The 14,089-nt window shown below is 65.8% G+C and carries 16 protein-coding genes; 13 read left to right on the plus strand and 3 right to left on the minus strand.

The genetic code is table 11. The features are described 5' to 3' along the window. Positions 1-153 precede the first annotated feature (153 nt). From urtA to QTH86_RS02885, 7 genes are all read left to right on the plus strand, one after another. A complete protein-coding gene (urtA, locus tag QTH86_RS02855; RefSeq protein WP_286646171.1) occupies positions 154-1,428 on the plus strand; it encodes an urea ABC transporter substrate-binding protein in 1,275 nt (424 codons plus the stop codon). 124 nt (positions 1,429-1,552) lie between these two features. Next, a complete protein-coding gene (gene urtB / locus QTH86_RS02860; RefSeq protein WP_262073834.1) occupies positions 1,553-2,467 on the plus strand; it encodes an urea ABC transporter permease subunit UrtB in 915 nt (304 codons plus the stop codon). Between the two features lies 1 nt (position 2,468). Beyond that, a complete protein-coding gene (gene urtC, locus QTH86_RS02865) occupies positions 2,469-3,677 on the plus strand; it encodes an urea ABC transporter permease subunit UrtC (protein ID WP_286646170.1) in 1,209 nt (402 codons plus the stop codon). Between the two features lie 16 nt (positions 3,678-3,693). Continuing rightward, positions 3,694-4,437, plus strand: a complete 744-nt coding sequence (urtD, locus tag QTH86_RS02870) for an urea ABC transporter ATP-binding protein UrtD (protein ID WP_286646169.1) — start codon at positions 3,694-3,696, stop codon at positions 4,435-4,437. A gap of 234 nt (positions 4,438-4,671) precedes the next feature. Beyond that, a complete protein-coding gene (gene urtE / locus QTH86_RS02875; protein WP_286646777.1) occupies positions 4,672-5,361 on the plus strand; it encodes an urea ABC transporter ATP-binding subunit UrtE in 690 nt (229 codons plus the stop codon). Between the two features lie 135 nt (positions 5,362-5,496). Continuing rightward, on the plus strand, positions 5,497-6,726 hold the full coding sequence (gene fmdA, locus QTH86_RS02880; protein ID WP_286646168.1) for a formamidase: 1,230 nt from the start codon (positions 5,497-5,499) through the stop codon (positions 6,724-6,726). A 4-nt stretch (positions 6,727-6,730) separates the two neighbouring features. Next, positions 6,731-7,069: a zinc ribbon domain-containing protein gene (locus QTH86_RS02885; RefSeq protein WP_286646167.1), complete on the plus strand. Its 339-nt coding sequence runs from the start codon at positions 6,731-6,733 to the stop codon at positions 7,067-7,069. Positions 7,070-7,095: 26 nt separating this feature from the next. Here the strand turns inward: QTH86_RS02885 and QTH86_RS02890 are convergent, their stop codons facing one another. Beyond that, the gene (locus QTH86_RS02890) at positions 7,096-7,818 is read right to left on the minus strand and encodes a GntR family transcriptional regulator (RefSeq protein ID WP_286646166.1); all 723 of its coding nucleotides are present in this window, start codon (positions 7,816-7,818) and stop codon (positions 7,096-7,098) included. Positions 7,819-7,959: 141 nt separating this feature from the next. Between QTH86_RS02890 and QTH86_RS02895 the strand changes: the two genes are divergently transcribed. From QTH86_RS02895 to QTH86_RS02920, 6 genes are all read left to right on the plus strand, one after another. Then, positions 7,960-8,820, plus strand: a complete 861-nt coding sequence (locus QTH86_RS02895) for a fumarylacetoacetate hydrolase family protein (RefSeq protein ID WP_286646165.1) — start codon at positions 7,960-7,962, stop codon at positions 8,818-8,820. A gap of 86 nt (positions 8,821-8,906) precedes the next feature. After that, complete coding sequence (locus QTH86_RS02900; protein ID WP_286646164.1) at positions 8,907-9,875, plus strand: tripartite tricarboxylate transporter substrate binding protein; 969 nt, start codon at positions 8,907-8,909, stop codon at positions 9,873-9,875. A gap of 13 nt (positions 9,876-9,888) precedes the next feature. Further along, the gene (locus QTH86_RS02905) at positions 9,889-10,467 is read left to right on the plus strand and encodes an amino acid synthesis family protein (protein WP_286646163.1); all 579 of its coding nucleotides are present in this window, start codon (positions 9,889-9,891) and stop codon (positions 10,465-10,467) included. 33 nt (positions 10,468-10,500) lie between these two features. Next, on the plus strand, positions 10,501-11,523 hold the full coding sequence (locus tag QTH86_RS02910) for a zinc-dependent alcohol dehydrogenase family protein (RefSeq protein WP_286646162.1): 1,023 nt from the start codon (positions 10,501-10,503) through the stop codon (positions 11,521-11,523). Further along, positions 11,520-12,080 (plus strand): VOC family protein, encoded by a 561-nt coding sequence (locus tag QTH86_RS02915; protein WP_286646161.1) that lies wholly within the window; start codon positions 11,520-11,522, stop codon positions 12,078-12,080. Before QTH86_RS02910 ends, QTH86_RS02915 begins: the two co-directional genes overlap by 4 nt. After that, positions 12,077-12,484, plus strand: coding sequence for a nuclear transport factor 2 family protein (locus tag QTH86_RS02920; protein ID WP_286646160.1), 408 nt, complete (start codon positions 12,077-12,079; stop codon positions 12,482-12,484). The genes QTH86_RS02915 and QTH86_RS02920 overlap by 4 nt, the downstream gene beginning before the upstream one ends. Before the next feature lie 17 nt (positions 12,485-12,501). Here the strand turns inward: QTH86_RS02920 and QTH86_RS02925 are convergent, their stop codons facing one another. Both QTH86_RS02925 and QTH86_RS02930 read right to left on the minus strand, forming a co-directional pair. Further along, positions 12,502-13,215, minus strand: coding sequence for a YebC/PmpR family DNA-binding transcriptional regulator (locus QTH86_RS02925; RefSeq protein WP_286646159.1), 714 nt, complete (start codon positions 13,213-13,215; stop codon positions 12,502-12,504). A 77-nt stretch (positions 13,216-13,292) separates the two neighbouring features. Beyond that, entirely contained in the window at positions 13,293-14,012 is a 720-nt protein-coding gene (locus QTH86_RS02930; protein ID WP_286646157.1) for a molybdate ABC transporter substrate-binding protein, read from the minus strand. Positions 14,013-14,089: the final 77 nt, after the last annotated feature.

Genomic DNA, 14,089 nt, shown 5'->3' on the forward strand with positions numbered 1-14,089 from the left:
TCTACGTTGATTGACGTATTCGGCGTACGTCGGCCCGTTCCTACAGTGGCGGCCATGGTGCTCGACGCGCCGCACGCCGCACAGCGGTGGTGCGCCGGGACACCGTTTGGTCCCTGCTCCGCAACCTTTCAACCTTCGACTGGAGATTCCCCCATGGCCCGTGATCAAGATCCGACCCTCGCCGAACAGCAGCAGCTCGCGCTCCGTCGCCGCCGCCTGCTGCAGGGCGCCGCCGCGCTGCCGGTGATGGGCCTCAGCGGCCTGAGCTTCGGCCAGCAGTTCCCGACGGCCAAGGTCAACACGACCAAGCTGGCCGTGACCGACACCGAGGTCACCGTCGGCCAGCTGCACTCGTCCAGCGGCACCATGGCCATCTCGGAAACCGGCTCGATCCAGGCCGAGCAGCTGGCCATCGACGAGATCAACGCGATGGGCGGCATCCTGGGCCGCAAGATCAAGGTGATCAAGGAAGACGGCGCCTCCGACTGGCCCACTTTCGCCGAAAAGTCGAAGAAGCTCCTGGTCAACGACCACTGTGCTGCGGTGTTCGGCTGCTGGACCAGCGCCTCGCGCAAGGCGGTGCTGCCGGTGTTCGAGAAGGAAAACGGCCTCCTGTACTACCCGACCTTCTACGAAGGCCTGGAGCAGAGCAAGAACGTGTTCTACACCGGCCAGGAAGCCACGCAGCAGATCATCTGGGGCCTGGACTGGGGCGCGAAGGAGAAGAAGGCCAAGACCTTCTTCCTGGTCGGCTCCGACTACATCTGGCCGCGCACCTCAATGAAGATCGCGCGCAAGCACATCGAGACGGTGGGCAAGCTCGGCTCGGTCAAGGGCGAGGAATACTACCCGCTGGGCCACACCAACTTCAACTCGCTGATCAACAAGATCAAGGTGGCCAAGCCCGACTGCATCTTCGCGGCGGTGGTCGGTGGCTCCAACGTGGCCTTCTACAAGCAGCTCAAGGCGGCCGGCATCACCGGCGACAAGCAGTTCCTGCTGACGCTGGCCGTGACCGAAGACGAGATGACTGGCGTGGGCGGCGAGAACTTCGCCGGCTTCTACTCGTCGATGAAGTACTTCCAGTCGCTCACCAACGACAACAACAAGAAGTTCGTCGCGGCCTTTAAGGCCAAGTACGGCAAGGATGCGGTCATCGGCGACGTGACCCAGGCTGGCTACCTCGGCCCGTGGCTCTGGAAGGCCGCCGTCGAGAAGGCCGGCAGCTTCGACGTCGACAAGGTCGTGGCCGCATCGCCGGGCATCGAGCTGAAGAACGCGCCAGAAGGCTACGTGAAGCTCGACGCCAACCACCACTTGTGGAGCAAGGCGCGCATCGGGCAGGGGCAGCTCGACGGCACGTTCAAGGTGGTGGCCGAGTCCCCCGACCTCATCAAGCCCGATCCGTTCCCCAAGGGTTACCAATAGCCCACCCCCGAAGCGGCTCACTTCGTGTAGCCGCCTCCCCCTCGAGGGGGCGACACCAGCGGCCCGGCGAAGCCGGTTCCGCGGTGTCCCACGGTTCGTTCACTGATTTATCGGACGCAGCGCCATGAGCATTTCAGACATGTGGAACATCGGCCTCATGCAGGGCTTCGCGGGGCTGAGCCTGTTCGCGGTGCTGCTGCTGATGGGGCTCGGGCTGGCGATCATCTTCGGCCAGATGGGGGTGATCAATATGGCGCATGGCGAGTTCATGACCATCGGCGCCTACACGATCTACATGGCCGCGCGCTTCACGGAGCACCTGGCGCCGGCCTTCATGCCCTACTACTTTCCGCTGGCCATCGGGCTGGCCTTCATTCTGGCGTTCATCGCCGGCTGGCTCGTGGAATGGGCGTTGATCCGCCACCTGTACAAGCGGCCGCTCGACACGCTGCTCGCCACCTTCGGCATCAGCCTGGGGCTGCAGCAGATTTTCCGCACCTTCATCGGCCCGAAAGAGGTGAGCCCCACGCTGCCCGAGTGGCTGATGGGCTCGTGGGCGCCAGCCGAGGGGCTGGACATCCCGATCAACGGCCTGTTCGTGCTGGCGCTGACCACGCTCGTCACCGTCGGCGTGCTGCTCGCGCTGCACAAGAGCCGCTGGGGCCTGCGGGTGCGCGCCACCGTGGCCAACCGCACCATGGCCAACGCCACCGGCATCGACACCAAGAAGACCGACCGCCTGACCTTCGCCATTGGCTGCGGCATCGCCGGCGTGGCGGGCGCGGCCTTCACCACCATCGGCTCGACCGGGCCGACCTCGGGCTCGCTCTACATCGTCGACGCCTTCCTGGTCGTCACCTTCGGCGGCGCCGCCAGTCTGCTGGGCACCGTGGTGTCGGCCTTCGGCATCGCGCAGACCCAGTCGATCGCCGAGTTCTTCATCACGGGGTCGATGGCGAAGGTGCTGACGCTCTCGCTCATCGTGCTGATCCTGATGATCCGCCCGCAAGGCCTGTTTGCATCGAAGGTTCGTCGCTGACATGAATACGATCAAGTCCCTCATCACGCGCTACCAGCTCGCGAGCCTGGTGCTGCTGACGCTGCTGCTGGCGGTCGTGCTGCCGCTGTCGCTCGACATCTTCCGCCTCAACCTGGTGGGCAAGTACCTCACCTATGCCTTCGTCGCCGTCGGGCTGGTGATGGTGTGGGGCTACGGCGGCGTGCTGAGCCTCGGGCAGGGCGTGTTCTTCGGCCTGGGCGGCTACGCGATGGCGATGTTCCTGAAGCTGGAAGCCTCGGACCCGGAGACGACCAAGATCCAGTCGACGCCGGGCATTCCCGACTTCATGGACTGGAACCAGATCACCGAGCTGCCGCTGATGTGGCTGCCGTTCCGGAGCTTTCCGCTCACGCTGATCCTGGTGATCGCGGTGCCCACGCTGCTGGCCTGGATCATCAGCTACGCGATGTTCAAGCGCCGCGTGGGTGGCGTGTACTTCGCGATCATCACGCAGGCCGTGGCACTGATCGTCACCGTGCTCATCATCGGCCAGCAGGGCTACACCGGCGGCGTGAACGGCATGACCGACCTGAAGACGCTGCTGGGTTGGGACACCCGCACCGACAGCGCCAAGTACATCCTCTACTACGTCTGCGTCGGCCTACTCATCGCCGCCATCGTGCTGTGCCGCTGGATCCAGACCAGCAAGCTGGGCACGCTGCTGCTGGCCATGCGCGACAAGGAAGACCGCGTGCGCTTCTCGGGCTACGACGTATCGAACTTCAAGGTGTTCACCTTCTGCCTGGCGGCGGCGCTGTCGGGCATCGGCGGGGCGCTGTTCTCGCTGCAGGTGGGCTTCATGTCGCCCAGCTTCGTGGGCATCGTGCCGTCCATCGAGATGGTGATCTTCGCGGCGGTCGGCGGGCGCATGAGCCTGGTCGGCGCGGTGTACGGCACGCTGCTGGTGAACGCCGGCAAGACGCTGTTCTCCGAGAGCTTTCCGGACCTGTGGCTGTTCCTGATGGCCGCGCTCTTCATCGGCGTGACCATGGCCTTCCCGATGGGGCTGGCCGGCCTGTGGGAAAGCCATGTCGCCCCGTGGTGGAAGAGCCGGCGCCAGGCGCTGCGCGACGCGTCGGCCAAGACATCGGTTCCGTCCACCGCGCCGCAACCGCCGCGCATCGTCGACCCGGCGCCCGGTACCGGCCTGGGCGACCTGCCCGACGGCGTGAGCAGCCAGCGCGTCTGAATCCCGGAGCCACTTCATGAGCAACACCGATTTCGCCTTGGCGGTCGAAGACCTGACCGTATCCTTCGACGGCTTCAAGGCCATCGATACCCTGACGCTCTACATCGACAAGAACGAGCTGCGCGTGATCATCGGCCCCAACGGTGCCGGCAAGACCACGCTGCTCGACCTGATCTGCGGCAAGACCAAGGCCAGCGCCGGCAGCATCAAGTTCAAGAACACCGAGCTGACGAAGATGGCCGAGCACAAGCGCGTGCGCCTGGGCATCGGCCGCAAGTTCCAGACGCCGTCGATCTACGAGAACCTGAGCGTGTTCCAGAACCTGGAGGTGTCCTATCCCTCCGGGCGCTCGGTGTTCGGCGCGCTGGCCTTCAAGTGCACCGACCAGGTCAAGGCCGCCGTGCAGGCTGTCGCCGAGGACATCGGCTTGGCCGACAAGCTGGGCACAGAAGCCGGACTGTTGTCGCACGGCCAGAAGCAGTGGTTGGAGATCGGGATGCTGCTGATGCAGGAACCCGAGTTGCTGATGCTCGACGAGCCGATCGCCGGCATGAGCTCGCGCGAACGCGAGCTGACCGCCGACCTCCTCAAGCGCATCTGCAAGAACCGCGCGGTGATCGTGATCGAGCACGACATGGAATTCGTCAAGCAGATCGCGCACAAGGTGACGGTGATGCACCAGGGAAAGATCCTGGCCGAAGGGCCGATGGAGAAGGTGCAGGCGGATGAGCGGGTGATCGATGTTTATTTGGGGCACTGACATGAAACCCATTGCCTGTCGTTCGGGGTGGGCTCACGCCGACGGCGTACTCCCCTCCGCGAATGTCCCCCGCCCTTCGGGCTCCTCCTTTATTTCGCTGCGGGGAGCACGCCATCGACGCGCGCCAGCAGTGCGGCGCTTCATCGATGGATATCGCACGACGTGCCCCATGGCCTCGGCACGTACCCCCACCTTGCAGTCCCTGAACCTGGAGCCATCGCAATGAGCAACGTGATGCTGGAAGTCAAAGACCTGCACACCGCCTACGGCCAGAGCGAGGCGCTGCATGGCATCTCCTTCGACGGCATGGCCAACGAAACCATCGCCATCATGGGGCGCAATGGCATGGGCAAGACCACGCTGTTCAAGAGCTTGATGGGCGTGCTGCCGATCAAGAGCGGCAGCATCCAGGTCGCGGGGCAGGACGTGTCGCACGACGAGAGCTTCAGGCGTGTGGCCAAGGGCATCGCCTACGTGCCGCAGGGCCGGATGATCTTCCCGACGCTGACGGTCGAGGAGAACATCCAGACCGGCCTGGAGAACGCCAAGAGCCGCCACATCCCTGAAGAAATCTACGCGCTGTTCCCCGTGCTCTTCGACATGAAGCGGCGCAAGGGCGGCAACCTGTCGGGCGGCCAGCAGCAGCAACTGGCCATCGCGCGGGCGCTGGTGACCAACCCCAAGGTGCTGCTGCTCGACGAACCGACCGAGGGCATCCAGCCTTCGATCATCAAGGACATCGCCAAGGCGCTCAACGAGATCCGCAAGCTGCGCGGCATCACGATCGTCGTGTCCGAGCAGGTGCTGAGCTTCGCCATGGACGTCGCCGACCGGCTCTTCGTCATCGAAGGCGGCCGCCTGGTGCACGAGACCGCGCGCGACAAGACCGATGTGAACCACATCAAAGCCTATTTATCGGTCTGATCCCCAGTCTTCGCGCACTTCGTGTCGCTTCGCCAACCCCCTTTCAGGGGGCAACACCAGCGGCCCGGCGAAGCCGGTTCCGCGGTGTTCCACGACCAACCCATTCGTTCCCTCATCAACCCTGGAGCCATAGCAATGACAGACACGCTGATCAAGGTCGACCTGACGAAGTCGCCCACCGAAAACGAGATGATCCACAACCGCTGGCATCCGGACATCCCGATGGCCTGCTGGGTCAACCCGGGCGACGATTTCATCCTCGAGACCTTCGACTGGACCGGCGGCTTCATCAAGAACAACGACAGCGCCGACGACGTGCGCGACATCGACCTCACCACCGTGCACTACCTGTCCGGCCCGGTCGGCGTGAAGGGCGCGGAGCCTGGTGACCTGCTGGTGGTCGACCTGCTCGACATCGGGGCCAAGCCCGATTCGCTGTGGGGCTTCAACGGCTTCTTCTCGAAGAAGAACGGTGGTGGCTTCCTGACCGACCACTTCCCGCTGGCGCAGAAGTCGATCTGGGACTTCAAGGGCATGTTCACCAGTTCGCGCCACGTGCCCGGCGTGAACTTTGCCGGCCTGATCCACCCGGGTCTCATCGGCTGCCTGCCCGACAAGCCGATGCTGGACATGTGGAATGCGCGCGAGCAGCAACTCATCGACACCGACCCGACCCGGGTGCCCGGCCTGGCCAACCCGCCGTCGTCCGGCACCGCCCACATGGGCAAGATGACCGGCGAGGCGCGCGCCAAGGCCGCGGCCGAGGGTGCCCGCACCGTGCCGCCGCGCGAGCACGGCGGCAACTGCGACATCAAGGACCTCTCGCGCGGCTCCAAGGTGTTCTTCCCGGTCTACGTCGACGGTGCGGGCCTCTCCGTGGGCGACCTGCACTTCAGCCAGGGCGACGGCGAGATCACCTTCTGTGGCGCCATCGAGATGGCCGGTTGGGTGCACATGAAGGTCACGCTCATCAAGGGCGGCATGGCCAAGTACGGCATCAAGAACCCGATCTTCAAGCCCAGCGTGATGACGCCGAACTACAAGGACTTCCTGATCTTCGAGGGCATTTCGGTCGACGAGGCCGGCAAGCAGTACTACCTCGACGTGAACGTCGCCTACCGCCAGGCCTGCCTCAACGCCATCGAGTACCTCAAGAAGTTCGGCTATTCCGGCGCGCAGGCCTATTCGATCCTCGGCACGGCGCCGGTGCAGGGCCACATCAGCGGCGTGGTCGACGTGCCCAACTCGTGCGCCACGCTGTGGCTGCCGACCGAGATCTTCGACTTCGACATCAATCCGAACGCCGCCGGGCCGACCAAGTTCATCGACGGCAGCATCGACATGCCGCTGTCGCAGGACGTCTGAGCCGATGCCGACCTACGACTATGAATGCCGCGCCTGCGGCGGCTTCGATGCGTTGCGCAGCGTGAGCCGGCGCGACGAGCCTGCCGCCTGTCCGGACTGCGGCGCGGCGTCGCCCCGCGTGATGTCGGCCGCACCGCGCCTGGCGCTGATGGCCGGCAGCACCCGCAGCGCCATCGAAACCAACGAGCGCGCGCGGCATGAGCCGAAGAGTTCGAAGGACTATCAGCGGTTGAAACACCCGTCGGGGTGCGGCTGCTGCAGCGGAAAGCGCGGGGCGACGGTGACCGCCGCCAACGGCGTGAAGGGCGCGCCGAGCCGGCGGCCCTGGATGATCAGCCACTGAAAGGCGGCTTCGGCAGGGCGCTGCGACTACTGCAGCAGCAGTCCCTGCGCTTCCATGCTCAGCAAGGCGGCCGTCACATGGCGTTCGGTCATCGAAATGTGCTGACGCAGCAGGGCGACGGCTTGCTCCGCATCTCTTTCGAGCACGGTGGTGACCAGCTTCTTGTGTTCGGAGTTCTTTCGACGCTCGACCTTTCGATGTCGTGCCGAGAACTGCCGGTAGCGTTCCGCGCTGTCGAACAGCGAGGACACCAAGTCCATCAACATCGGCGATGACGTACCGCCATACATGGCCAGATGGAAATCGCGGTGCGCCGCGGTCCAGGCTTCGCTCAGGATCAGCGGGCCCTCGGGCAGCCGCTGCTCGACGAGCGCCAGTCCGTGCGCGGCCCCCACCAATCTGGACTCCCACTGGTCGTCTCCGCAGGCGATCGCATCTCGCAGGGCCTCGGATTCCACCAGAAGCCGCACGCGGGTCAGGTCGGCCACGCCCGCCACGGTCAAAGGCGCGACGCGGAACCCCCGGTTCTCGAAAGCACGCACGAATCCCTGCTCCGAGAGGCGGCTCAGCGCCTCGCGCAACGGACTGCTGCTCAACGCGTATTGCTTGCTGAGTTCATCGACCCGAAGGCGCTGGCCGGGCTGGAATTCGCAGCGAACGATGGCTTGGCGAAGCCGTCGGTAGGCCCTTTCCGCCAAGGGCGCATCGGATTCCACCAAGACGTCGGATGAAGAGGAAGGCTTGATCACGGCACCATCATACGGCACGCGCATATTCGACAGAAACCAGCACAAGGGTTAGTACCATGCATAGCAATATGTTTTATGCACAAAATAATCCGACGGGACGCATTCGGATGTCTCGCACCCTTACCTCGCTGAAAGATCCGTATGAAGTTGATGTCGTACCAACATGCCGGACGAGAAACCTGGGGCGTCGTCGTCGGTGACGGCGTGGCCGACCTGGCCGCCAGGACCGGGCACGCCACCCTCGCGGACTTCATTGCAAGTCCTGACTTCACGCGGCGCGACGCCTTGGTTGCCGGCCTCAAGGCCGATGCAGCGCTGGCCGACGTGAAGTTTCTGCCGGTCATCCCCCGGCCGGAGAAGATCGTCTGCGCGGTGCGCAACTACATGGACCACCACCAGGAAGTTCTTGCCGCCGGCATGCAGCGTGAGCTCTCCGAGCAGCCACCGATCTTCCTGCGCGTCTGGCGCTCGCAGACGCCGCACAACGGCCCGATCGTGCGCCCGCACGTTTCCGAATCGCTGGATTGGGAGGGGGAGCTGGCCGTGATCATCGGCGAGGGCGGGCGCGATATCGCCGAGGCAGACGCCTGGAAGCACGTGGCGGGCTACAGCTGCTACAACGATGCCAGCATCCGCGAATGGCAATTCCATGCCAAACAGATCGCGTCCGGCAAGAACTTCGAATCGACGGGTGGTTTCGGACCGTGGATGGTGACGGCCGACGAGATCGAACCCGGCCGCGAACTGAAGCTGGAAGTCCGCCTGAACGGGGAGACCGTGCAGTCCAGTCACACCGGCCACATGATCTTCTCGATCCCGAAGCTCATCAACTACGCCTCCACCATCTTCACGCTGACCCCCGGTGACGTGATTGCAACCGGCACGCCCGCGGGTGTGGGCTGGAGCAAGAAGCCGCCACGCTTCATGAAGCCAGGCGATCAGGTCGAGGTCGAGATCGAGGCCGTGGGCCTGCTGCGCAATACCGTCGTCGCGCAAGACTGAGCGAGACGACGGACACGGCCGTCATCCTGCCGCGGCGAGCTGCCCGCACGGAGCCGCAGCGGCCCCATAAAAGAACGGAGACAACAATGAAAAGAAGGCATTTCGTCGCCTCGTGCGGCGCTGCCCTGGCCTGGCCTTTGCGCCCGAGCTTTGCGGCAGCCTACCCGGACAAGGCCATCAAGCTGTACCAGGGCTATGCACCGGGCGGAAACGCAGACGCCATCGCGCGCGCGGTGGGTATGGAGATGAGCAAGACGCTGGGCCAGGCGGTCGTCGTCGAAGCGCAGTCCGGCGCGGGCGGCAACATCGCGGCCTCCACGGTGGCCCACGCCAAGGCCGATGGCTACACGCTGCTGCTGGCGACCGGGGGCCACGCGGTGGCGGGTGCCTTGTACGAGACGCTGACGTACAAGACCGTGAGCGATTTCGAGATGGTCTCGACGATCACCTACTTTCCGTTCCTGTTCGCGGTCAATGCCAACGCGAAGTTTCAGAGCCTCAAGGAGATCATGGCGGCGGCCAAGGCGGCACCTGGGACGGTCAGCTATGGCACGGCGGGCATCGGGTCGACGCATCACCTGGCCGGCGAACTGTTCGCATCGATGTCAGGCAACTCGCTGCTTCACGTCCCGTACCGGGGCGATGCAGCGGCACTCACCGCGCTGCTGGCAGGCGACGTGGCCTTCATCATTGCGCCACCCACGGCCGCCATGTCGAACATCGAGGCCGGCAAGCTGCGCGCACTGGCTGTCTCCGGGCCGCAGCGCTGGCCCGGATTGCCCCAGGTCCCCACCGTCGCCGAGCAAGGCGTGCCGGGCTACGACGTGCGATCGTGGGCGGGCCTGATGGCGCCGGCGGGAACGCCCGGACCCGTCGTCGAGCAACTCAACGCTGCGGTACTGAAAGCGCTCGAGGTCCCGGCCGTGCGCAAGCGACTCGAAGACATGGGCGGCGAGGTGCGCGCCAGCACGCCGGCCGAGATGAAGGCCATGGTCTCGGCGGAGCTTGAAAAATGGAAGCGCGTTGTCGCGGACGCCAGGATTCCCAAACAGTAAACAGGCACAGGACATGTCATTGATCCAAATACGCAAGCGCAGCCTCGTGGTCGAAACCGTGTACCACGAAGGCGGCCCCGTCGCCGACAAGCCGCTGCGGCTGGCCGCGGCCAGCGCGGTGGTTCGCAACCCCTATGCCGGTCGCTACGAGCCGGACCTCTTGCCGTTCATGGCGGAACTGAGGGACCTCGGTCGGCTGCTTGCCGAAGAACTCGTGCAGACCCTCGGCAAAGGCCAGGTCGAGGCCTACAGCAAGGCCGCCATCGTGGGCGTCAACGGGGAGCTCGAGCACGGTGCCGTCTGGCACGAGGCAGGGGGTTGGGCGATGCGCGAAGTGCTGGGTCAACCCAAGGCCATGGTCCCGGCCGCCAAGGCGGTGGCCCACACCGGCTACCGGCTGATGGTGCCGCTGCACTACATCCATGCCTCCTATGTGCGCAGCCACTACAACAGCTTCGAGGTGGGAATCCAGGACGCGCCGCGTCCCGATGAAATTCTCTTCGCGCTGGTCATGGCAGACGGTGGACGGATTCACTCACGCCTGGGCGGACTCACCAAGGACCAAGTCTCCGCGAACGATGGGCAGCGCTGAACGCCCCCACGACAACCCTTGATTGGAACCGCAATGACAGAGATGAAAGCCGTGCAGTTGAGGCAGACGGGAGGGCCGGAGGTCCTGTCGCTTGTCAGTCTCCCGATGCCGCAGCCGGGCAGGGGAGAGGTTCGCGTGCGTGCGGTGGCGATCGGTGCCGGTGGCCCCGACGTCCTGATTCGCAATGGAACCTACAAATGGATGCCGCCGCTGCCCGCCATTCCCGGCAACGAGATGTCCGGGCTCGTCGATGCCATTGGCGAAGGCGTCACGCGGTGGGCCGTCGGTGACCGGGTGCTGGTCAGCGCGCGGGAGCTGGCGCAGCGCGGCGGGTGCTATGCCGAGTACATCTGCGTTGCCGAGGCGGTTCCGTTCCTGCTCCCGGCCGGCGTCGGGTTCGACGATGCGGTCAGCCTGGGCAATTTCCAGCTGGCGCTGGCGCTTCTGGCCAGCAACGGCAACCTGCCCGCTCAATCCGTCTTGCTGCCCGGTGCGGCGGGAGGCGTCGCCACCGCGGTGGCCCAGGTCGCGAAGTCGCGAGGGCTGAAAGTGATTGGCACCGCCTCCAGCCAGGCCAAGCGGGATTTCGCGCTCGCCAACGGTGTCGACGAGATCGTCGACGGCACGCCGTCCCGACTGCCCGAGGCCGTCATGGCCGCGACAGGCGGTCGCGGCGTCGACCTGGCATTCGACCATGTGGGAGGGGACCTGTTCGTGGCCTGCCTGCGTGCGCTCGCACCGTTCGGTATGGTCGTCTCGTACAACATCCTGGCGGGGCCTCCGTCGAGCGATGTGTTCAGCGAATTGCGCGCACTGCTCTCCAGGAGCCTGGCCGTGCGCACCTTCTCGATCCATACCGTCGACAACGACCGGTCTCAACGACGCGGCCTGATGGAAGAGGCCATCGGCCTGATGGCATCGGGCCGGGTCCGCGCGCCCGCGGCGACCCGGCTTGCCTTGGCCGACGCGCGACGCGCCCACGAACTTCTCGACAGCGGCAGCTCGCTCGGCAAGATCGTCCTGTTCCCGCAAGCCACGGAAGGAATGCCCGCATGACCTCGAGCTACCAGCCCAACCTGTCGCACTGCGGCATCTTCTGCCGAGACCTCGGGCTGATGAAGTCCTTCTACGGCGGCGTGTTCGACCTGATCGAGACCGACCGCGGCCGCGGTGTCACCTTCCAGTTCGAGATCATCTTCCTGAGTGCGCGTGGCGACCAGCACCACCAACTGGTTCTTGCGGGCGGCCGTGGCAGCGATGCGCCAAGCACGGTGATGCAGCTCTCGTTCAAGGTGCAGACCATCGACGACCTGCGCGAGGCGCGTCGCAGGGCTCTGGCACTGGGCGCCACGAAGATGCGGGGCCTCAACCATGGCAATGCGCTCTCCATCTACTGCATGGACCCGGAGGACAACACCGTCGAGGTGTACCTCGATACGCCCTGGTATGTGAGCCAGCCGCACGGGGATCCGCTCGACCTGGACCGCCCAGACGAGGAACTCTGGGCCGAAACCGAGCGCATGGTCCGCGCCGATCCGAGCTTCATGCCGGTGTCGGAATGGTCCGGCCGATTCGCCGAGCGAAATGCGGCCCTCAAGAAAGGCCTCTCATGACGGCAGCACGCGCCGCTGGCGACGCTATCGAGGCCCAGCTGGTCGCAATGGAGGCACGCCGCTGCAACGCGATGATCGCTGCGGACATCGAGAGCCTGAAGGAGATCCTCCACCCCGATCTGATTCATGTCCATGCCAAGGGACAGATCGATGGGTACGCGAGCTACTTTGCGACGGGCGGCTTCAAGGTCGACTACAAGACGCTCGACCGCAGCGAGCTCCAGGTGCGGGTTCTGGGCGACAGCGCCTTGATGACCGGCCGCCAGCTGCTGGTGGCCGTCCGCAAGGACGGAAGCGGCACGGTTCGCATCGATTCCCGGGTCATGCAGACCTGGGTTCGGGAGGCCGGGCGCTGGCGCCAGCTCGCCTTCCAGACCACCCCGCTCGACATGTCGATCGGCTGACGCGCGCCCGCAGCGCCTCAGCCCGCCAGTCCCGCGTACACGTTCTGCACGTCGTCGTTGGCGTCGATCGCCGCGAGGAAGGCCTCGACTTCCTCCAGCTGTTCGGCGCTCAGCGAGGCCGGGTCGACCGGGTTCTTCGGCTTGTAGCCCAGCTTGGCCGACAGCACGTTGAAGCCCTGGTCGGGCAGCGCCTTGCTGACCAGGTCGAGGTCGGTCGGCGCGGTGAGAAAGAGGGTGGTGCCTTCTTCCTCGCCGGGTTCCAGGTCCTGCGCGCCGGCCTCGATCGCGGCGACCTCGGCATCGGCGCCAGCGGTGGCCGGTGCGGCCTCGATCATGCCCAGGTGGTCGAAGTCCCAGGCCACCGAGCCCGAGGTGCCGAGCTGGCCCTTGCGGAACAGCACGCGCATCTGCGGTGCGGTGCGGTTCACGTTGTCGGTCAGGCACTCGACCATCACCGGCACCTGGTGGGGCGCGAAGCCTTCGTAGATGACGTGCTCGAAATGCACCGATTCACCGGTGAGGCCCGCGCCTTTCTTGATGGCGCGGTCGAGCGTGTCCTTGGGCATCGATACCTTGCGGGCCTGTTCGACGACCAGCCGCAGGCGGGCGTTCGACGCCGGGTCGGCGCCGCTGCGCGCGGCGACCATGATTTCCTTGGCCAGCTTGCCGAAGAGCCGGCCCTTGGCGTTGGCCGCCACGTCCTTGTGCTTTGCTTTCCACTGCGCGCCCATGTCGATCTCCTTGCGTTCTGCGTTGCCTGGCGGCGAAGCAGCGACTGTACGCGCGTGCGCGGGCGGCTTTCCCGCGTTCAGCGGGGTGGCGTCATCCCCTTGGCGGCGAGGGTCGCGGCGGCGTCCGGCCCGGTCATGGCCGCCAGCAGGCTGCGCGCCGCCTCGGCATGCGCCGTGTCGCTGGCGACGGCGCCCGCGTAGGTCGTGCTGTTCTGGATGGCCGCCGGCAGCGGCCCGACGAGTTCGGCCCCGCGCACCGGCAGGATCTCGCTGATCTGGTGCACCGCCAGATCGGCCTCGCCGGTGACGACGCGCTCGGCCACCAGGCCACCGGGCACCAGCACCGCCTTGGCGCGGATCGCGTCGGCGATGCCCATGCGCTGGAACAGCCCGTCCAGGTAGATGCCGCTGGAGCCGCCTGCCGCCGGGTCGATGTAGGCGACCTTGCGGGCGTCGAGCAGCGCCTGCTTGAAATCGGCCACCGTGTCGATGCGCGGGCGGGGCGCACCGGCCTTCACGGCGACGCCGATGTCGACCGTGGCCAGCGGCGTCATGCTGTCGGGCGCCACGCGGCCTTCCGCGGCAAGCGTCTTGAGCGCGGCCGGTGTCAGCATCAGCACGTCGAAACGTTCGCCGGCGCCGATCCGCTTGACCAGGGCGCCGGCCGTGTCGTTCTGGATGTCGAGCCTGTGCCCGGTGCGGGCCTCGAAAGCCGGCGCCATCGCGACCACCACCTGCTTGAAAGCGCCGGCCGTCAGCACCTTCAGCGTGTCGGCGTGCGCGGTGACGGCAGCCACGGCGAGGACCGGAAACAGAACACTGCGCAGCAGACGTCGCATCGAAAGCCTCGTGAAAAAGATGATGAGCGGGCACG

It is taken from the genome of Variovorax sp. J2L1-78 (genome assembly GCF_030317205.1).
In the GTDB taxonomy this organism is placed as follows: Bacteria; Pseudomonadota; Gammaproteobacteria; order Burkholderiales; family Burkholderiaceae_C; genus Variovorax; species Variovorax arabinosiphilus.

Bases quoted from the DNA above. Each gene is read 5' to 3' on its own strand.
- urtA (WP_286646171.1), top strand. From the start codon at position 154: ATGGCCCGTGATCAAGATCCGACCCTCGCCGAACAGCAGCAGCTCGCG.
- urtB (WP_262073834.1), top strand. From the start codon at position 1,553: ATGAGCATTTCAGACATGTGGAACATCGGCCTCATGCAGGGCTTCGCG.
- urtC (WP_286646170.1), top strand. From the start codon at position 2,469: ATGAATACGATCAAGTCCCTCATCACGCGCTACCAGCTCGCGAGCCTG.
- urtD (WP_286646169.1), top strand. From the start codon at position 3,694: ATGAGCAACACCGATTTCGCCTTGGCGGTCGAAGACCTGACCGTATCC.
- urtE (WP_286646777.1), top strand. From the start codon at position 4,672: ATGCTGGAAGTCAAAGACCTGCACACCGCCTACGGCCAGAGCGAGGCG.
- fmdA (WP_286646168.1), top strand. From the start codon at position 5,497: ATGACAGACACGCTGATCAAGGTCGACCTGACGAAGTCGCCCACCGAA.
- QTH86_RS02885 (WP_286646167.1), top strand. From the start codon at position 6,731: ATGCCGACCTACGACTATGAATGCCGCGCCTGCGGCGGCTTCGATGCG.
- QTH86_RS02895 (WP_286646165.1), top strand. From the start codon at position 7,960: ATGAAGTTGATGTCGTACCAACATGCCGGACGAGAAACCTGGGGCGTC.
- QTH86_RS02900 (WP_286646164.1), top strand. From the start codon at position 8,907: ATGAAAAGAAGGCATTTCGTCGCCTCGTGCGGCGCTGCCCTGGCCTGG.
- QTH86_RS02905 (WP_286646163.1), top strand. From the start codon at position 9,889: ATGTCATTGATCCAAATACGCAAGCGCAGCCTCGTGGTCGAAACCGTG.
- QTH86_RS02910 (WP_286646162.1), top strand. From the start codon at position 10,501: ATGACAGAGATGAAAGCCGTGCAGTTGAGGCAGACGGGAGGGCCGGAG.
- QTH86_RS02915 (WP_286646161.1), top strand. From the start codon at position 11,520: ATGACCTCGAGCTACCAGCCCAACCTGTCGCACTGCGGCATCTTCTGC.
- QTH86_RS02920 (WP_286646160.1), top strand. From the start codon at position 12,077: ATGACGGCAGCACGCGCCGCTGGCGACGCTATCGAGGCCCAGCTGGTC.
- QTH86_RS02925 (WP_286646159.1), bottom strand. From the start codon at position 13,215: ATGGGCGCGCAGTGGAAAGCAAAGCACAAGGACGTGGCGGCCAACGCC.